We start from the raw sequence: 19,494 nt of genomic DNA on the forward strand, positions 1-19,494 counted from the left end.
TGCAATATCTATTCAAATATTTATCACATATGCAAATACCGCCCCGCGCCGCCTCGTTGCGCCGCAGGCGGCATTTTCTGCCGCCCCGCCCCATGCACCCGCCCCTCCTGTTTTGTTGGTTTTGTGTAAATCCCGCCCTGCACCCGTACTCTAACGAAACCGCCGCCGCTGTAAACAGTCATAATAATATGCATTTGTAAAATCTTTCTTTTGTAAAATCTTTCTTTCCCTGTCCATTTACTCAGAGAATCTTCCATGAAAAATACCACCATAGAGAAATTTGCCGACAAATCAGCCAAAATCGGCATTGTCGGCTTGGGTTATGTCGGCCTGCCGCTGATGCTGCGTTATGTGGACATCGGCTATCAAGTGTTGGGCTTCGACATAGACGGCGAAAAAGTGCGCAAACTCAACAACGGCGAGAGCTATATCGAGCATATTCCCGCCGGCAAAATCGCCGCTGCCGCCGGCAGCCTGTTTGAAGCCACCACCGATTTCTCGCGCATCGGCGAAGTGGAAGCGGTCATTCTGTGCGTGCCCACCCCGCTCAACAAATACCGCGAGCCGGATATGAGCTTTGTTATCGACACCACCGATGCCGTAAAACCTTATCTGCGCGCCGGCCAGGTGTTGTCGCTGGAATCCACCACCTACCCGGGCACCACCGAAGAAGAGTTGTTGCCGCGCGTGGAAGAAGGCGGCCTGAAAGTGGGCGAAAACGTATTCTTGGTGTATTCGCCCGAGCGCGAAGATCCGGGCAACCCCGATTTTGAAACCCGCACCATTCCGAAAGTGATCGGCGGCCACACCCCTGCCTGCTTGGAAGTGGGCATCGCGCTTTACCAACCGGCCATCGACAAAGTGGTGCCGGTAAGCTCCACCAAAGCAGCCGAGCTGACCAAGCTGCTGGAAAACATCCACCGCGCCGTCAATATCGGCCTGGTGAACGAGATGAAAATCGTGGCCGACAAAATGGATATCGACATTCACGAAGTGATTGCCGCCGCCGCCACCAAACCGTTCGGCTTCGTGGCCTACTACCCCGGCCCCGGCTTGGGCGGTCACTGCATTCCCATCGACCCCTTCTATTTAACCTGGAAAGCGCGCGAATACGGCGTGAACACCCGCTTCATCGAATTGGCGGGCGAAGTAAACTCGGCCATGCCCGAATATGTGGTCAACAAAACCGCGCTCGCGCTCAACGACCACAACCGCTCCATCAAAGGCAGCAAAATTCTGGTTTTGGGCATCGCCTACAAGAAAAACGTAGACGATATGCGCGAGAGCCCCTCGGTCGAAGTGATGGAACTTTTGCGCGGCTTGGGCGCGGAAGTGTCGTACAGCGACCCGCACGTGCCCGTGTTCCCCAAAATGCGCGAACACACATTCGACCTGAAAAGCGAGCCCTTAACAGCTGAAAACATCGCAAAATTCGACTGCGTAGTGTTGGCCACCGACCACGACAAATTCGACTATGCCCTGCTCAAACAGCACGCCAAGCTGATTATCGACACCCGCGGCAAATACCAGGGCAAAGCCGCCAATGTTGTGAAAGCATAAACCCGGAGAGAGGCCGTCTGAAAAGGCTTGTTTTGAACAGCATCATTTTATGGCTCCATTCATTTTTCAGACGGCCTCCTATAGTGGATTCACTTCATTCCCCCTATTTTCGGCGTAGGCAGCAGGCAAAAAACAGTCTGAATCAGATACAAACAGCCCAAACAATAGGAAGCCGGCGCTGTTGCCGCCCAAACAGTTAAAAAACCGCGCTCCCCGAGCCAAAGCACAGCGACGCCATAACGGCAGTCAAGCGGATTCACGCCAAACAGGATGAACACAGGATTAAGCCCGATGTACGAAACCATCAAAAACCGAAAAATCAAATTTGCGCTGGCCGGCTGCGGCCGCATTTCCAACAACCATTTCGGCTCGTTCGAAACCCTGAAAGACGATTGCGAAGTGGTGGCCGTGTGCGACACCGACCCTGAAAACCTGCAAAAAGCCATATCGCGCACCGGCGCCAAAGGCTACGCCTCCTACACCGAAATGCTGGCTGCCACCGATGCCGACATCATCGTGCTCACCACCCCCTCCGGCCAGCACCCCGAACAGGCCGTACAGGCTCTGGAAGCCGGTTTCCATGTGGTTACCGAAAAACCGATGGCCACCCGCCTTCACGATGGCGAGCGCATGGTGAAAGCAGCCGACAAAGCAGGCAAACGGCTGTTTGTGGTAAAACAAAACCGCCTCAACGCCACTTTGCAACTGCTCAAACGCGCCGTAGAAGAAAAACGCTTCGGCAAAATCTGCATGGTGCACCTGAATGTGTTTTGGACGCGCCCGCAGGAATATTACGACCAGGGCGGCGGCTGGCGCGGCACTTGGGAATTTGACGGCGGCGCGTTTATGAACCAGGCCAGCCATTATGTCGATCTGATGGAATGGCTCATCGGCCCGGTTCAAGACGTGCAGGCGATGATTTCCACCCACCGCGACATCGAAACCGAAGACACCGGCGTGGTCAACATCCGCTGGCGCAACGGCGCGCTCGGCTCGATGGCCGTTACCATGTGCACCTACCCCAAAAACCTCGAAGGCTCGATTACCATTTTGGGCGAAACCGGCACCGTGCGCATCGGCGGCGTGGCGGTTAACGAAATCCAAGAATGGAACTTTGCCGACACGCGCGGCTACGATGAGCAGGTAAAAGCCGCCAACTACGAAACCACTTCGGTTTACGGCTTCGGCCACCCGCTCTATTATAAAAACGTGATCGATGTGATGCGCGGAGAAGCCGAGCCGGTTACAGACGGCCGCGAAGGTTTGAAATCGCTCGAGCTCTTGATTGCCGCCTATCTTTCCGCGCGCGACAACAAAACCGTGTCGCTGCCTTTGGTTTACTGACAAGGCCGTCCGGATATGAAAATCGCCGTAGCCGGCGCAGGCATCATCGGCGCGTGCACCGCCTGGGCGGCCGCCAAACAAGGCCACAGCGTTACGCTCTTTGAGCAGGACACCGCAATGGCGCACACCAGCCGCTCGTCTTCCAAGCTGCTCCACGGCGGCCTGCGCTACCTGGAAACCGGCCAGTTTGCGCTGGTGAAAAAAGCCCTGCACGCGCGCCGTTTCTGGCTGAAACACGCCCCCGATTTATGCAGGCCGCTGGAATTGCTGTTTCCCATTTATGCCCGGCGCGGCCGCCCCAAGTGGCAGGTCGGCATCGGCACCCGGCTTTACGACTTTTTGGCCGCCGGCAGCGGCTTTCCGTACAGCGCATGGCTCGGCAAAGCCGAAACACTGGCGCGCTGCCCTACCCTGCTTTCAGACGGCCTCAAAGGCGCATTTTCGTTTTACGATGCACAAATGGACGATTACGCGCTGGGGCAGCGGGTAGTGGAGCAATGCCGCCGCCTGGGCGTGAGCGTGGCCGAGCACCACAAAATCGAAAGTTTCGGCCAACTGGCAGAATTTGAACGCATCGCCAACGCCGCCGGCCCGTGGGCGATGGCGCTGCGCAGCCTTCAGGGCGGCACCCCCGCCTACGCTATCGACTGGGTGCGCGGCAGCCACATCTTTATCGACCGCTTCCAACCGCAGGCGCTGATGCTGCCGGTGCCGCAGGAAAAACGGATTTTCTTTGTGCTGCCCTATCAAGGCAAAACGCTTATCGGCACCACCGAAGTGCGCCAAAGCCACCCTGATGCGCAAAGGCCGTCTGAAACCGAAACCGCCTACCTTTTGGCCGCCTACAATGCCTACCACAGCGAAAAACTCACCGCAAACGACATCAGCGGCAGCTTTTCGGGCGTGCGCCCGCTGATTAAAAGTGCCGCCGACCCCAGCAATGCCACCCGCGAATGGGCATTCGAGCGCGTGGGCAACGTGCTGCACATCTACGGCGGCAAATGGACCACCGCGCAGCTTCAGGGAGAAGCCGCGCTACAGGAGTTATTGAAATGAGCCACTACACCGCACACCCCAGCGCCATCATCGATGAAGGCGCAAAAATCGGCGCAGGCTGCCGCATCTGGCATTTCGTGCACATCTGCGGCGGCGCCGAAATCGGCCAAAACTGCTCGCTCGGGCAAAACGTGTTTGTGGGCAACCGCGTGAAAATCGGCGACAACTGCAAAATCCAAAACAATGTTTCGGTTTACGACAATGTTTATCTCGAAGAAGGCGTGTTCTGCGGCCCCAGCATGGTGTTTACCAATGTCTATAACCCGCGCTCGCTGATCGAGCGCAAAAGCGAATACCGCGACACCCTGGTGAAGAAAGGCGCAACCCTGGGCGCCAACTGCACCGTTGTGTGCGGCGTTACCATCGGCCGCTTTGCCTTTATCGGCGCAGGCGCGGTGGTAAACCGGGATGTGCCCGATTATGCGCTGATGATGGGCGTGCCCGCCCGCCAAACCGGCTGGATGAGCGAATACGGCGAGCGGCTCAACCTGCCCGTAAACGGCAGCGGCCGCGCCGTCTGCCCCCACACCGGTGCCGTTTATACCCTTTCAGACGGCCGCTTGAGCAAATCAGAATAACCCGGATTCCAACACGCGAAAGAAAACACCATGCAGTTTATCGACCTTGCCGCGCAACAGGCGCGCATCAAGCCGCAAATCGATGCCAATATTCAAAAAGTGCTGGCCCACGGCCAATATATCCTCGGCCCCGAAGTGGCCGAACTCGAAGAAAAGCTGGCCGCCTATTGCGGCGCGAAATACTGCATCAGCACCGCCAACGGCACCGATGCGCTGCAAATTGCGCTGATGGCGCTGGGCGTGGGTGCGGGCGACGAAGTCATCACCCCCGGCTTCACCTACATCGCCACCGCCGAAACCGTGGCACTGCTGGGCGCAAAGCCGGTTTATGTGGATATCGATGCAGACACCTACAACATCAACCCCGCCAAAATCGAAGCCGCCGTTACCCCGCGCACCCGCGCCATTATCCCCGTTTCGCTCTACGGCCAATGCGCCGACTTCGACACCATCAACGAAATCGCCGCCCGGCACGGCCTGCCCGTGATTGAAGACGCGGCACAGAGTTTCGGCGCAAGCTATAAAGGGCGCAGATCCTGCAATCTCACCACCATCGCCTGCACCAGCTTTTTCCCCAGCAAACCGCTGGGCTGCTACGGCGACGGCGGCGCGGTGTTTACCAACGATGAAGGGCTGGCAACCGTTATCCGCCAGATTGCCCGCCACGGCCAAGACCGCCGCTACCACCATATCCGCGTGGGCGTAAACAGCCGTCTCGACACCTTGCAGGCCGCCGTTTTGCTGCCCAAGCTGGCTATTTTTGAAGAAGAAATGCAGCTACGCCGGCAGGCTGCCGCCTGGTATGCTGCCGCCCTTGCCGAAGCCGGCATTGCCGCGCCGTTTATCGAAGCCCACAACCAAAGTGCCTACGCGCAATACACCGTGCGCGTGAAAAACCGCGATGCCGTTCAGACGGCCTTGCAGGCAGCAGGCATACCCACCGCCGTGCATTATCCGATTCCGCTCAACAAACAGCCCGCCGTGGCCGATGATGATGCCGTGCTGCCCGTGGGCGACCAAGCCGCCGCAGAAGTGATGAGCCTGCCCATGCACCCCTATCTGACCGAAGCGCAGGTGCGCCGGGTGGCCGAAGCACTCAAAGCCGCCGTTTGACGGTTTCAGACGGCCTGCAAACCCATGAGGACAGCTTTGCTTTCAACAACCGCCGTAATGCGCAAACCAATCCTGCAGGCCGTCTGAAAGCCTTAAAAAAGCAAGCACGGTTGTTATAAAAACTTCCACAAGCCCCTGCGAAGCCGTTTCAGACGGCCGCACGCGTTACAGACAGGTTTCAGGCCGCACGGTATATTCAGACGGCCTGATAAAATACGCAAACCGGCTTGAAACCGGCGGTAAAACAGGTGCTGCCGTGCAAACGGCAGTTTACAATCATCAGGATTTTTGATGAATGCACGAACATTACTGGGCTATGCGCTGGGGCCCATCGGCGGAGCCGCTGTCGGCATCGTTTCGCTGCCGCTGATTTCCTGGTATTACCCCGCCGAAGACATCGGCCGCACGGTGCTGCTGCAAACCGTTGCCTCGCTGATGCTGACATTGGCCGGCTTGGGCTTGGACCAATCGTATGTGCGCGAATACCACGCTGCCGCCGATAAGGCCGCCCTGCTTAAAGCCATTCTTTCGCTGCCGCTGCTCATCACTTTGATAGTGTGCGGCGGTTTGGCATGGCAACGCACGGCATGGCCGTCTGAAATAATATTGGCAATCAGCGATGGCACTTTAGGGCTGCTGTGTTTGATGTTTTTGGCCGGCACGGTGTTTTCGCGTTATCTGCTGCTGATTTTGCGGATGCAGGATAAGGCTTTCGCTTTTTCGCTCGGCCAGCTCTCGCCCAAAGTGTTGATTTTGGTGTTGGTGCTGGTTTATGTGGCCGCCGGCCTGCCCACCGGCACCTTCACGCTGATACTGGCCTATGTTTTGGCTCAGGCCGTTACCATCGTTGTGCTGCTTTGGCAGACGCGCCGCGAGTTGAAGGCCGCCGCCGCCGCGCCGTTTTCCACGCAGCAATTGAAAGAAAGCCTCCGTTACGGTGTGCCGCTGGCTTTGGGCGGGTTGGCCTATTGGGGCTTCACTTCGATAGACCGCTTTCTGCTGAAAGAATTGGCCGGATTATCGGAATTGGGCATCTATTCGATGGCGGTGAGTTTCGGCGCGGCGGCGCTGATTGTTCAGAATATTTTTTCAGTGATTTGGGCGCCGATGGTGTTCAGATGGGTGAACGAAAACACCCACTTGGATAAAATAGGCGGCATTGCCGCCACCATGGCCGATTTGGTAGCCGCGCTCATCTGCATCGTGGGGATTTTTTCGCCGCTGGTTACTTGGGTATTGCCCGAGAAATACGCACCCGTGCAGTTTATCCTGCTCTCGAGTATGCTGTTTCCGCTGCTTTACACCTTAACCGAAGTAACCGGCATCGGCATCAACGTGAGCAGAAAAACTTGGTTGGTTACGGTGTTTTCGCTCACCGCCCTGCTGGTAAATGCCGCGCTTTTATATGTGTTGGCACCTGCGCTGGGTGCCAAAGGTGCGGCCATATCTACCGCTGTGGCTTTTTGGGTATTTTCGGTGTTGAAAAGCGAGGCTTCGGCACGGCTGTGGCTGCCGCTGCCGCGCGCCGGAATCTACGGCACCGTGTCGGCCTGTTTGGCCGTGTGCCTGGCCTACACTTACAGCGGCAACAGCAGCAATTATTATATTTTTGCCCTGCTCTGGCTGGCTGCATTGACCGCCCTATATCGGAAACACCGTGCCGCCATCGGCTCTTTGGCGGCGAAGGTGAAAGGCCGTCTGAAAAAATAGCTGTAAACACACTGGAACAATAACAAGGTAACGCCCTATGCATGTTTTAATCATACCTTCCTGGTATCCTGCCACCGCTGAAGATGTTGACGGTATTTTTTTCCGCCAGCAGGCGCAGGCTTTGCAGCGTTCCGGTTTGCAGGTGGGCGTTATCGCGCCGCTTTTCCGTTCGCTGCGCCGCACCAAAACCATCTTGACCGGCGGCTACGGTATACGCAGTTATATTGAAGAAGCAATACCGACTTATGTGTATAAAAGTATGTATTTCTTTCCGCGCCTGCCGCCGGATCGTGCCCGCTGGGTTAAGGCAGGCAAAAAACTGTTTGAGCGTTATGTGCGCGAGCATGGGCGGCCGGACATTATCCACGCCCACGCCATGAACTTCGGCGGCATATTGGCTTATGAAATCCACAGTGAAACCGGCATTCCTTTTGTGATAACCGAACACAGCTCGACTTATGCGCGAAAACTGATTCACGATTGGCAATGGGCCGCCATGCACCGCTCTGCTGCCGCCTGTGCCGGCCGCATCGCGGTCAGCAAACACTTTTGCGGACTGCTGCGCACCGAATACCGGGGTTTGGATTGGAAATATATTCCCAATATGCTGTCGGCCAAGGCTGCCGCGCCTTTTAACCCCGCCGAAAAACCGCGCGGCAACCATTTTACTTTCTGCTCGGTTGCCCACCTGAATTTCAATAAAGGCTTCGATATTCTGCTGCCGGCTTTTGCCCAAGCCCTGAAAACACACCCCGGCCTCAAACTGCAAATCGGCGGCACGGGTATGGCCGATGCAGAATTGCACGCCTTGTCCGAAAAGCTCGGCCTGCAAAATGCCGTTACTTTTCTCGGCGCACTGAAATATGATGAAGTGTTGGATTTGATGCGCCGCTCTGACGCTTTCGTGCTGGCCAGCCGCAATGAAACGTTCGGCGTGGTTTATATTGAGGCACTCTCACAGGGTTTGCCGGTGGTTGCCACCCGCTGCGGCGGCCCCGAATCCATCGTTACCCCTGAAAACGGCCTGCTGGTGCCCAAAGAAAATGTGCAGGCACTCACTCAGGCTTTAATCGATATCTATGAAAACCGCAGCCGCTACGATGCGGCAACGCTTCGGAACAACTGCCTGAAAGAATTCAGCGAAAAGAGCGTGGTATCGCAAATTACCGAAGAATACCGCCGAATCTTACCGGCAACCCCAGTTTAGGCAGACGGCCGATATGAAAATCAAAAGCCAGAATCTTTATATTTTTATGATATACGGCATGCTTTGCGCCTATATGGCAGGGCCCATGCTGTCGTTTTTGGCGGGCGTTCCGCGCATAGACAACCCGTTGTCGATGGTGTTTGTGCTTTCCACGCTGATGATTGCATTTTTTGAAAACAAACGCTTCAACAGTACCATTGCTTTCACACTCTTGAGCCTGGCCGTCATGGCCGGATGGGCTTCGATACACTTTTTTATCTCATCGCTTACCGCTTCCAACTATGCAGATTTAACGTTTTTTATAACGGTTCCCTGCTTTTTCTATCTGCTGCAATCCATTTTGCTGCACCACCCAAACAGGCTGCAATTCATACGCAGGCTGATTTTGGTGATGACTTTGTTTATCTCTGTGCCGCCCGTGTTTGAACTGCTTGCGGGCATACCGCTGGTGAAGGGCGATGAAGTTATCGCGCTGGAATCGGGCGTTATCAAAGGTTTGTTTTTCAACCCCAACAACTTGGGCACCACCGCGTTGTGTTTTGCCCCTGCCGTGCTGTTTTTTTTCAACCTGCAAAGCCGCTCTTCCAAAGACACGCTTACCGGTTGGCTGCTGTTTCTGTTGCTGGGCTTTATCATCATCATCAGCGCCTCGCGCACGGCCACCATGCTTTATCTGCTGCTGTTTTTGGGCAACCTGATGTATCGCGGCAATGCCTTGATAACGTTTATTGCCGTTTTTCTGGCGGCTGTCGGCCTGTATTCCGTTCCTACCGAATGGATTAAAGAATTTCTGCTCTCGCTTTACGGCAATCCGTTTTTAGAAAACATTTCCTCACGCCTTTATTTGTTTTTATTTGATTTGGAAAGCGACAACTCCGTATCCTACCGGCAGGAAATTTACCACTATTTCTGGAACCACCCGCCTTTGCTGATCACCGGCTACGGCCCCAAAAACTTCCAGGAATATTTCGGCGGCCATCTCAGCGGCAGTTTGGGGTTCAACAACCCCCACAGTTTCATTATCGAGCTTTATCTGGGTTTCGGCGTCATATCGCTGTTAGGGTTTGCCGGATATGTGGCGGCCTATACGGCAGCACTGATTTCCGCCCGCTTGGATAACAGACAGCGCTTTTTCGGCTTGTTCTGCATGGTAGTTTTTTTAATTGGCGGCTTTATCCCCTCTTCGATTCTGCGCCTGCCTTTTATCTGGCTGCCCTGCATTTTGATTTTGATTGATACTGTTTACCGTTTTACCCCCGCCCATGCCCCACCATACCGATACCGACCCTACAGCGCAGCAAACAGGCAATAACATGGAAAAAATCGTTTTAGCCACTTCGATGAGCGGTTTGGGCGGCACCGAAAACGCCACTTTCCGCTAGGCCGGCTGCTGCGCCGATACGGCCACCCCGTCGTGTTGGCTTCTTCAAACGGCCCCTTGATAGAGCAGGCCCGCAATTTGGGTATCGGCTGGTATCCCATCGATTTTTACAGCGGCGGAAAAACCGGCCATCTGAAAAGCATGTGGGCATTTGCCAAAATGCTCAAACGCGAGCGGCCCGACATCATACACTGCCAAATGGCGCGCATCGTGCCGGCCTGCACCATTGCCGCCAAACTGGTTTCACCCGAAACCAAGGTGTTTTACCACGCCCGCGGCCTGCGCGCGGAAACTTATCCGAAAATCGCCTCATGGTTCGACAGGCTGGGGGTCAACATTATTGCCAACTGCAAAACCGAGCGCGACAAAATCATCCGCTACGGCTTTCCGGCAAACCGCATCACCTACACCTATAATGCTTTGCACAAAGTAGAATCGGTGCCTGAAAAAACCGTTAAAGACCATGTGGTTTTAGGCACATTGTCGCGCTTGGACAAACACCGCGCCGTGCATCTGATGTTGGATATTTTCAAAACGCTGGTAAACGAACGCAGCCTGCCCGTCAGGCTCTTGGTGGCCGGCAACGGCGAAGAGGCCGGCAACCTCAAAGCCCAAGCACACCGGTTGGGCATTGCCGGCAAAGTTACCTTTCTCGGCGGCATTCATGATTTGGGCGCTTTTTTCAGAGAAGTGGATATCTTGGTCAGCACACCGTTTTTTCAGGGCGACTACGGTGCCGGCGTGGGCAACAATGTTTTGGAGGCCGCACTCTATAACACACCGGTTGTAACCTACAATATGTCGGGCGTGTCGGAAATCGTGACCAACGGAGAAAACGGCTACTGCATTGCCACCGGCGACAGTGCCGCTTTCGTTGAAGCAGTGGAAACGCTGGTTTACAACCCGGATTTACGCACCCGCATGGGCAAAGCGCTGCACCAGCGTGTCACATCACTGTGTTCCGATGAAGAAATCTACCGCACCACCATGAAAGCCTACCAAATGGAGAACAACCGATGAAAATCATTCTAACCTCTTCCATGAGCGGTTTGGGCGGCACAGAAAACGCCACCTTCCGTTTGGCCCGCCTGCTCCACCAACACGGCCACCATGTTATTCTGGCCTCTTCAGACGGCCCCCTGGTGCAGGATACTAAAGATTTGGGGATTTCCTGGCGCCCTATCGATTTCTACCAAAGCGGAAAAACCGGTTATCTGAAAGCCGCACTGGCCTATACCAAACTGCTGGCGCAGGAAAAACCCGATATCGTGCACTGCCAAATGGCGCGGATTGTTCCCGCCTGTGCCGCTGCCGCCAAACTGGCATCACCGAAAACCAAAGTGTTCTACCACGCCCGCGGCCTTGACCCCGAAACCTACCCGAAAATTGCCAAGCTGTTCGACACGCTCGGCGTTTATATCATCGGCAACTGCAAACACGAGCAGGCCAAGCTCATCCGCCACGGCTTTCCCGCTTCGCGCATCAGCTACACCTACAACGCCCTGCCCAAACCAAACGGCAGCCCGCAGAAAACCGAACGCAGCCAAGTGGTGCTCGGCACGCTCTCGCGCTTGGACAAAGTGCGCGCAGTGGATTTGACGCTCGATGTATTCAAAATCCTAACCGACAGGGGGTTGAACGTGCGCCTGCACATCGCCGGAATCGGCGAAGAAGAAGGCCGGCTGAAACAGCAGGCTCAAGATTTGGGCATTGCCGACAAAATTGCCTTTCTCGGCGGCATACGCGACTTAAACGCCTATTTTCAAGAAATCGACATTTTGCTCAATACACTCAACTGTGAAGGCGATCACGGCGCCGGTGTCGGCAACAATATTTTAGAAGCCGGCATATACGAAACCGCCGTAGTCAGCTATGGCGTTATCGGCATTCCCGAGATGATTATTCATGGCGAAACCGGTTTCTGCACCCCCTTGCGCGACCAGGAAAAATTTGCCGATGCCGTAGAAAAACTGGTTCGCGACCCGGCCTTGCGCACACGCATGGGCAAAGCCCTCAGGCAGCACGTTGAAGCCCTGTGTTCCGATGAAGAAATCTACCGCGCCACGATGGCGGCCTACCGTATGTGAGGCAGAATCATGAACATTACCATTGTCGCCCCCTATTGCTCCCTGCCCTCCGAGCCGCACTTCAACCGTTTCTGGTATCTTGCCGAACTGTTGTCGCAAGAACACGATGTGTTGCTGATTACCAGCAACTTCAGGCATTACGACAAATCTTTCAGACGGCCGGAAGATGCCGCAAATGCCTCAACAGGCCGTCTGAACGTGCTGCTGCTGAATGAAAGCGGCTACACTCAAAACGTGTCGCTTGCGCGCGTGCAGAGCCACCGCGTGTTCGTGAAACACTTTGAGCAATGGCTCGGGCAATGCCGGCCCGGCAGGCAGGATATTGTGTATTCCGCCTACCCGCTGATTGCCACCAATATCCTGCTGGGCAGGCACAAAGCGCGTTTGGGCTACAAACTGATTATCGATGTGCAGGACGTTTGGCCGGAATCGTTTTCATCGGTTATCCCCGCGCTGAAAAAAATCCCACACAACCTGCTGCCGTTTGCCTCACGCGCCAACGCTGCCTATGCCGCTGCCGATGCCCTGGTGGCCGTGTCGCAAACCTATCTGGCACGCGCCCAAGAAGCCAATCCCCGCGCGCCCGGTGAAGTGGTCTATATCGGCGCCGACTACGACAAACTCGCCAAAGCCGAACCCCGCCCGTTTCACGGCGGCAAAACGCGCTTCTTTTATTTGGGCACCTTAAGCTACAGCTACGATATGCAAACCGTGTGCCAAGGCATCAACCGGCTGGCGCAAACCGACAAAAGCATCGAGCTGCACATCATGGGCGGCGGCCCCGATTTGGAAAAACTCAAACAATACGAATCCGAAGCGGTGAAGTTTTACGGCTATATCCCCTACGCCGAAATGATGTCGGTGGCCAAAAGCTGCGATATCGCCGTCAATCCCATCCACTCATACGCCATGCAGTCGGTAACCAACAAACTTTCCGACTATATGGCACTGGGCAAGCCGGTATTGAACAGCCAGCAAGGCAGCGAAACCAACGAAATCCTCACCCTACTGCCGCACGAAAACTACCGCTCGGGCGATGTGGAGGGCTTTGTTGCCGCCGCCCGCCGAATCCTGCAACGCAAAAACGATCCGGTAAACAGCGAAGCAATCATGCACCGTTTCAAACGCAGCATGGCCTATCAGAAAATTGTCCGCCTGGTGGAAGAATTAGGAAGCCGATAACATGAATATGCTGATAAAACGCCTTTTCGACATTGCCGCCTCAGCCGCCGCGCTGGTTCTGCTTGCGCCCGTGTTTTTAGTGTTGGTTTATCTGATACGCAAAAACCTCGGATCGCCGGTGTTTTTCACCCAGGAGCGGCCGGGCAGAAACGGCAAACCGTTTAAAATGATTAAATTCCGCTCCATGCGCGATGCAGCCGATGCAAGCGGCAAGCCGCTTCCCGACAGCGAACGGCTCACCCCGTTCGGCAGAAAGCTGCGCGCCACCAGCCTCGATGAGCTGCCCGAATTGTGGAACGTGCTCAAAGGCGACATGAGCCTGGTCGGCCCGCGCCCGCTGCTGATGCACTACCTTCCGCTGTATAACGCATTCCAATACCGCCGCCACGAAATGAAGCCCGGCATCACCGGCTGGGCGCAGGTAAACGGGCGCAACGCCATTTCGTGGGACGACAAATTCAAATATGATGTATGGTATATCGACAACCACAGCTTTTGGCTGGATATCAAAATTTTATGCCTGACCGTTAAAAAAGTGTTTGTACGGGAAGGTATTTCTGCCGAAGGCGAAGCCACCATGCCTTATTTCACGGGAAACAACCATCATGAAAAAAAATAACATACTCATTTTATCCGCCGGCCGCCGCGTAGAGTTGGTGCAGAATTTCCAAACCGAAGCCGCCCGGTTTTCAGACGGCATCCAAGTGCTTGCTACCGACCTCAACCCCCGCATGTCTCCCGCCTGCCACGCGGCAGACGGCGCATTCAGCGTGCCGCCGATTGCCGCCGCAAACTATATCGACAACATTTTCGATTTGGCGCGGCAACAGGGCATCGGCCTGATTATCCCCACCATCGACACGGAGCTGCAAAAGCTCGCCGATGCCCGCAGCCGCTTTGAAGAAGCGGGCATTCATATTGTTGTTTCAGATTCCGAACTGGTGGCCCTCTGCCGCGACAAACGCGCCACCGCCGGCCTGTTTGAACGCTGCGGCATCGCCACCCCCGAAATCTACGGGCGCGAAAACCTCACCTTCCCCTGCTTTGCCAAACCTTATGACGGCAGCCGCAGCATAGGCGCGAAATATATCCACACCGCCGAAGATTTGTCTTACGATTTGCTCAAAGACCCGAAAACCATCTTCTGCCAATACATCGACATCACCAACAAATTTACCGAATTCACCGTTGACCTGTATTACGACCGCTCAGGCCGTCTGAAATGCGCCGTGCCGCGCGAAAGGCTTGAAGTGCGCTCCGGCGAAGTGAGCAAGGGTGCCACCCGCCGCAACGGCCTTTACACCCTGCTGGCCGGCAAAATGGCGCATCTCGAAGGCGCGCGCGGCTGTATCACCGCCCAGTTTTTCTACAACGGCAGCACGCTTTACGGCATCGAAATCAACCCCCGCTTCGGCGGCGGCTTTCCGCTCACCTATGCCGCCGGCGGCAACTACCCCGGCTGGCTGATAAGCGAATACCTCTACGGCGGCGCAATTCCGTTTTTCGACCAATGGGAAAACAACCTGATTATGCTGCGCTACGATGCGAAAGTATTGGTACATGAATAAACCCATCCGCCCCGCCCAAACCGTGTTGGTATTGGATCTCGATGACACCCTCTATGCCGAACAGCACTACAAACGCTCCGGCATCGAAGCCGTGTGCCGCCACATTGCCGAGCTTTACCCGCAGCACACCGCAGAGGGCCTGATGGCGCAAACCGATCCCGAAAGCAGCCGCTGGCTCGAGCAGCTTTGCGCCTTCTGCGGCTTCAACGACAGCGAAAAACAGTCGCTGTTGTGGGTATACCGGCTGCACCGGCCGAACTTAACCGGCTGTATGCCGTCTGAAAAACTGAAGCAGCTGATGCAGCCGTTTGCCGCCCGCGTGCTGATTTCAGACGGCCGCAGCCTCAGCCAGCGCCGCAAGCTCTCCGCGCTGGGGCTGCTCGATGCCTTCGAACACATCATGATTTCCGAGGCTTGGCAAAGCGAAAAGCCCGATGCCCGCCGCTTTCTCGCCGTTGAAGCGGCCTACCCGGGCAAAACCTGCATTTATGTGGGCGACAACACCAAAAAAGATTTTCTCGCCCCCAACCGTTTGGGCTGGCTCACTATCGGCATTCTGCCGCAGGCGCACCATATCCACCGCCACCGCCCGCAGGATTTCGATGCCGCCAGCCAACCCGCCCTCTGGCTGGACAATATCGGCAGCCTGGCAAATCTGATCGCGGCGTAAGCCCGATTGTAAATACACCCATCCAAGCAAAAAGGATTGCACAATGACCAAAATCCTCTTCATGGGCCGGAAAAAAGTTTCCGCCGCTCTTTTGGAATTTTTATCTGCCCAAAGCGGCATCGAAATTGTCGGCGTATTGACCGACAGCCATCTGCAAGGCTCGCCCACAGCCGCCGCAGCCAAACGCCTGGGGCTGCCGCTCTACACCTTCGACACCGCGCTCGAGGCCATACGCGCAGGCCGTCTGAAATACGATTTGGGCTTATCGGTATTGTATTGGCGCAAACTGCGCGATGAATTTCTCACCGCGCCCGCACGCGGCACCATCAATTTCCACCCCGCCATTCTGCCCGAATACAAAGGCACCGGCGGCTACAATCTGGCGATTATGGACGGCCTTTCCGAATGGGGCATTTCCGCCCACTATATCGATGATTCCATCGACACCGGCGACTTAATCGAAGTGGTGCGCTTTGCCATGAACCCCGACACCGCCACCGCACAATCGCTGGAGCGCGAATCGATGCAGCATTTGGAACAGTTTGCCAAACGCCTGATTATGCAGGCAGTCGAAAGTGAAACCAAACTGCCCGCCTTCCCCAATATCGGCGGCGGCTACACCAGCCGCGCCGAAATGGAGGCCATGAAAGAAATCCGCCCCGGCGATGATGTGGGCAGAAAAATCCGCGCGTTTTGGTTCCCGCCCTACGATGGTGCCTACATTGAAATCGGCGGACGCAAATACACCTTGATCGACCGCCGCATTTTAGAAGAAGTCGCCCCCAAAGATTCCACCAGCCTTTTTGCAGGATCAGCCGATGCTTAACACCTCTATCGCCCCGTGGCCCAGCTTCACCCAAGAAGAGGCCGATGCCGTTTCGCGCGTTTTACTGTCTAACAAAGTGAACTACTGGACAGGCAGCGAATGCCGCGAATTTGAAAAAGAATTTGCCGCCTGGTGCGGCACAGAATACGCCGTTGCCTTAAGCAACGGCACGCTGGCGCTCGATGTTGCCCTCAAAGCCATGGGCATCGGCGCGGGCGATGATGTAGTGGTTACCCCGCGCACCTTTCTCGCCTCTGCCTCAGCCATCGTTACCGCCGGTGCCAACCCCGTGTTTGCCGATGTCGATTTAAACAGCCAGAACATTTCTGCCCAAACCATTCAGACGGCCTTAACCCCCGCAACCAAAGCCGTTATCGTGGTGCATCTGGCCGGTATGCCCGCCGAGATGGACGAAATCATGGCGCTGGCCGAACAACACCGACTGTGGGTGATTGAAGACTGCGCCCAAGCGCACGGTGCCAAATACAAAGGCCGCCCCGCAGGCTCCATCGGCCATGTCGGCGCGTGGTCGTTCTGCCAGGATAAAATCATGACCACCGGCGGCGAAGGCGGCATGGTTACCACCAACGATAAAGATTTGTGGGAAAAAATGTGGTCGTATAAAGACCACGGCAAAAGCTACGATGCCGTGTATAACCGCCCGCACCCGCCCGGCTTCCGCTGGCTGCACGAGAGTTTCGGCACCAACTGGCGCATGATGGAAACCCAGGCCGCCATCGGCCGCATCCAACTTAAGCGCATGGCAGAGTGGACGGCCAAACGCCAAGCCAACGCCGCGCAGCTCGAAGCCGCGCTCAAACCGTTTGCCTGCATCCGCCTGGTAAACGTGCCCGGCCATATCGAACACGCGCAATATAAATTTTATGCGTTTGTGAAACCCGAAAACCTGAAAGCGGGCTGGAGCCGCGACCGCATCGTTGAAGCCCTGACCGAACGCAAAGTGCCCTGCTATCAGGGCAGCTGCTCGGAAGTGTATCTGGAAAAAGCCTTCGACAACACGCCCTGGCGCCCCAAAGAGCGGCTGAAAAACGCTGTCGAGCTGGGCGGCACCAGCCTGATGTTTCTGGTGCACCCGACCATCACGCCCGAAGAAATGGTATTCTGCTGCAAAAACATACAGGAAGTGCTTGCAGAAGCAACGGCATAAAGTTTTCAGACGGCCGAACCGCGCCCGCACGAGGCCGTCTGAAAGCCGCTGTTATCCAAATTGAAAATACGCTTTTCCAAAACCATAACAGCCGGATAATCACACGATGAACCTGGAAACCCTGCTTGCATTGCCCCGCAATGTCAAAAAAACCTGTTTCGTTATCCACGACACTTTGGTGATTTTCGTGGCTTTTTGGTTTGCCCAAAGCCTGAAAGCCGACTATTCGAACGAGTGGGACAGCTTTGCCAACTGGCTGGCGTTTTCCTCCACCGCCGTGCTGACCATCCTGCTGTTTGTGCGGCTGGGGCTCTACCGCGCCGTTACCCGCTATGTGAGCCTGCGCATTCTCAGCACCGCCGTCATCGGCTGCGCCGTGTCGGCTTTGGTGTTTCTGCTCAGCGTGCTGCTGTTTGAACAGCGGTTGCGGCCGGTTTTGCCGGTGGTGTATTTTCTGATGCTGGTGGTGCTGGTTACCAGCTCGCGCATCATTCTGAAAGCCATACTCGCCGACCGCAGCCACAGACAGATGGCCGCCGTGATTATCTACGGCGCGGGGCAGTCGGGCCGCCAACTGCTCGAGGCGGTCAAACAGGTAAACGAATACAACGCGGTAGCATTTGTCGATGACAACCCCGCCATCCAACACACCACCATCTACGATCTGCCCGTTTACAGGCCGTCTGAAATCGAAGATCTGGTCAAACGCTACGGCGTGGAAAAAATCCTGCTGGCGATTCCCAGCGCGCCGCAGGAGCAGCGCAAATTGATTATCGAACGCCTCGAACCGCTGCCCTGCGAAGTGTTGGCGATTCCCGGCATGAAAGATTTGGTCGATGGCAGAATCAGCGTCAGCTCGCTGAAAAAAGTGTCGGTGGTCGATTTGCTCGGCCGCGACCCCGTTGCTCCGCGCCCCGAGCTGATGCGCGCCGACCTTGCCGGCAAAGTGGTGCTGGTAACCGGCGCGGGCGGCTCCATCGGCTCCGAGCTTTGCCGCCAGATTATCCGCTGTCGCCCCGCCAAGCTGCTGCTGTTTGAATTATCGGAATTTTCGCTTTACAGCATCGACAAAGAGCTCAACGAATTTCAGACGGCTTTGGGCATGGATATCGAAGTGGTGCCGCTGCTGGGTTCGGTGCAGCAGCGCGGCCGCCTCTCCAGTATCATGCAGGCCTACGGCGTGCAGACCGTGTATCACGCCGCCGCCTACAAACACGTGCCGATGGTGGAATTCAACACCATCGAAGGCGTGCGCAACAATGTATACGGCACACTCTTTTGCGCGCAGGCCGCCGTGGAAGCCGGCGTGGAAACCTTTGTGTTGATTTCCACCGACAAAGCGGTGCGCCCCACCAACACCATGGGCGCGAGCAAACGCATGGCCGAGCTTTGCCTGCAGGCGCTGGCTGCCGAGCCGGATATGCAGACCCGCTTCTGCATGGTGCGCTTCGGCAACGTGCTCGGCTCTTCAGGCTCGGTGGTGCCGGTGTTTGAAAAACAAATTGCCGCCGGCGGCCCCGTTACCCTCACCCACGAAGACATCACCCGCTATTTCATGACCATTCCCGAAGCCGCGCAACTGGTGATTCAGGCCGGCGCAATGGGCAAAGGCGGCGATGTGTTTGTGCTCGACATGGGCGAGTCGGTGAGAATCATCGACCTGGCCAAACAGATGATCCGCCTGAGCGGCCTGGAAGTGAAAGACGGCCAAAACCCCGATGGCGACATCGAAATCAAAATCACCGGCCTGCGCCCGGGTGAAAAATTATATGAAGAATTGTTAATCGGCGAAGAAGTGCAGAAAACCACTCATCCCCGCATTATGACCGCCAACGAAGTAATGCTGCCGTGGAAAGAATTATCCGACATACTTAACCGTATGGACACGGCCTGCAACGAGATGAACCAACCCGGGCTGCGCCAACTCTTATTGGAAGCGCCCACCGGCTTTGCTCCCACAGACGGCATCTGCGATCTGGTGTGGCGGCAAAGCCAAAAGGCCGTCTGAAATATTTTCAGACGGCCAGGCAGCAACTTCTGCGCC

Annotated in this window: 18 protein-coding genes and 1 pseudogene; 18 read left to right on the top strand and 1 reads right to left on the bottom strand. The window is 56.0% G+C overall.

The genetic code is table 11. The features are described from left to right. Positions 1-23: 23 nt before the first annotated feature. Positions 24-257: a hypothetical protein gene (locus H7A79_RS09340; protein WP_187000067.1), complete on the bottom strand. Its 234-nt coding sequence runs from the start codon at positions 255-257 to the stop codon at positions 24-26. Here H7A79_RS09340 and H7A79_RS09345 point away from each other — a divergent pair. The 18 genes and pseudogenes from H7A79_RS09345 to H7A79_RS09430 all read left to right on the top strand — a co-directional run bounded on the left by H7A79_RS09345 (position 256) and on the right by H7A79_RS09430 (position 19,458). Next, entirely contained in the window at positions 256-1,560 is a 1,305-nt protein-coding gene (locus H7A79_RS09345) for a nucleotide sugar dehydrogenase (RefSeq protein ID WP_187000068.1), read from the top strand. The genes H7A79_RS09340 and H7A79_RS09345 overlap by 2 nt on opposite strands. 291 nt (positions 1,561-1,851) lie before the next feature. Further along, a complete protein-coding gene (locus tag H7A79_RS09350) occupies positions 1,852-2,904 on the top strand; it encodes a Gfo/Idh/MocA family protein (RefSeq protein WP_187001679.1) in 1,053 nt (350 codons plus the stop codon). Positions 2,905-2,919: 15 nt separating this feature from the next. After that, on the top strand, positions 2,920-3,960 hold the full coding sequence (locus tag H7A79_RS09355; RefSeq protein WP_135034885.1) for a glycerol-3-phosphate dehydrogenase/oxidase: 1,041 nt from the start codon (positions 2,920-2,922) through the stop codon (positions 3,958-3,960). Beyond that, positions 3,957-4,538, top strand: a complete 582-nt coding sequence (locus H7A79_RS09360) for an acyltransferase (protein ID WP_135034887.1) — start codon at positions 3,957-3,959, stop codon at positions 4,536-4,538. The genes H7A79_RS09355 and H7A79_RS09360 overlap by 4 nt, the downstream gene beginning before the upstream one ends. Before the next feature lie 30 nt (positions 4,539-4,568). After that, positions 4,569-5,651: a DegT/DnrJ/EryC1/StrS family aminotransferase gene (locus tag H7A79_RS09365; RefSeq protein WP_187000069.1), complete on the top strand. Its 1,083-nt coding sequence runs from the start codon at positions 4,569-4,571 to the stop codon at positions 5,649-5,651. Further along, positions 5,648-5,770, top strand: coding sequence for a hypothetical protein (locus H7A79_RS09370; RefSeq protein ID WP_255518802.1), 123 nt, complete (start codon positions 5,648-5,650; stop codon positions 5,768-5,770). Before H7A79_RS09365 ends, H7A79_RS09370 begins: the two co-directional genes overlap by 4 nt. A gap of 172 nt (positions 5,771-5,942) precedes the next feature. Beyond that, positions 5,943-7,361: a lipopolysaccharide biosynthesis protein gene (locus H7A79_RS09375; protein WP_187000070.1), complete on the top strand. Its 1,419-nt coding sequence runs from the start codon at positions 5,943-5,945 to the stop codon at positions 7,359-7,361. Between the two features lie 37 nt (positions 7,362-7,398). Further along, positions 7,399-8,568 (top strand): glycosyltransferase, encoded by a 1,170-nt coding sequence (locus H7A79_RS09380; protein ID WP_187000071.1) that lies wholly within the window; start codon positions 7,399-7,401, stop codon positions 8,566-8,568. A 73-nt stretch (positions 8,569-8,641) separates the two neighbouring features. Continuing rightward, positions 8,642-9,880, top strand: coding sequence for an O-antigen ligase family protein (locus H7A79_RS09385; protein ID WP_343060873.1), 1,239 nt, complete (start codon positions 8,642-8,644; stop codon positions 9,878-9,880). 1 nt (position 9,881) lies between these two features. Then, positions 9,882-10,969: pseudogene (locus tag H7A79_RS09390) on the top strand (glycosyltransferase family 4 protein). Continuing rightward, positions 10,966-12,036, top strand: a complete 1,071-nt coding sequence (locus H7A79_RS09395) for a glycosyltransferase (protein ID WP_187000072.1) — start codon at positions 10,966-10,968, stop codon at positions 12,034-12,036. The pseudogene H7A79_RS09390 and the gene H7A79_RS09395 overlap by 4 nt, the downstream one beginning before the upstream one ends. Before the next feature lie 9 nt (positions 12,037-12,045). Next, positions 12,046-13,218 (top strand): glycosyltransferase, encoded by a 1,173-nt coding sequence (locus tag H7A79_RS09400; RefSeq protein WP_187000073.1) that lies wholly within the window; start codon positions 12,046-12,048, stop codon positions 13,216-13,218. Between the two features lies 1 nt (position 13,219). After that, the gene (locus H7A79_RS09405; protein ID WP_246407854.1) at positions 13,220-13,837 is read left to right on the top strand and encodes a sugar transferase; all 618 of its coding nucleotides are present in this window, start codon (positions 13,220-13,222) and stop codon (positions 13,835-13,837) included. Next, positions 13,824-14,786 carry an ATP-grasp domain-containing protein gene (locus tag H7A79_RS09410; protein WP_187000074.1) on the top strand — a complete coding sequence of 321 codons (963 nt, stop codon included), beginning with the start codon at positions 13,824-13,826 and terminating at the stop codon, positions 14,784-14,786. Before H7A79_RS09405 ends, H7A79_RS09410 begins: the two co-directional genes overlap by 14 nt. After that, on the top strand, positions 14,779-15,456 hold the full coding sequence (locus H7A79_RS09415) for an HAD family hydrolase (protein WP_135034906.1): 678 nt from the start codon (positions 14,779-14,781) through the stop codon (positions 15,454-15,456). Before H7A79_RS09410 ends, H7A79_RS09415 begins: the two co-directional genes overlap by 8 nt. Before the next feature lie 43 nt (positions 15,457-15,499). After that, entirely contained in the window at positions 15,500-16,282 is a 783-nt protein-coding gene (locus tag H7A79_RS09420; RefSeq protein ID WP_187000075.1) for a formyltransferase family protein, read from the top strand. Continuing rightward, complete coding sequence (locus tag H7A79_RS09425) at positions 16,275-17,450, top strand: DegT/DnrJ/EryC1/StrS family aminotransferase (protein WP_187000076.1); 1,176 nt, start codon at positions 16,275-16,277, stop codon at positions 17,448-17,450. The genes H7A79_RS09420 and H7A79_RS09425 overlap by 8 nt, the downstream gene beginning before the upstream one ends. A 106-nt stretch (positions 17,451-17,556) precedes the next feature. Beyond that, the gene (locus tag H7A79_RS09430; RefSeq protein ID WP_187000077.1) at positions 17,557-19,458 is read left to right on the top strand and encodes a polysaccharide biosynthesis protein; all 1,902 of its coding nucleotides are present in this window, start codon (positions 17,557-17,559) and stop codon (positions 19,456-19,458) included. The last annotated feature ends 36 nt before the right edge of the window (positions 19,459-19,494 follow it).

The organism is Neisseria musculi, from assembly GCF_014297595.2.
Classification (GTDB): Bacteria; Pseudomonadota; Gammaproteobacteria; order Burkholderiales; family Neisseriaceae; genus Neisseria; species Neisseria musculi.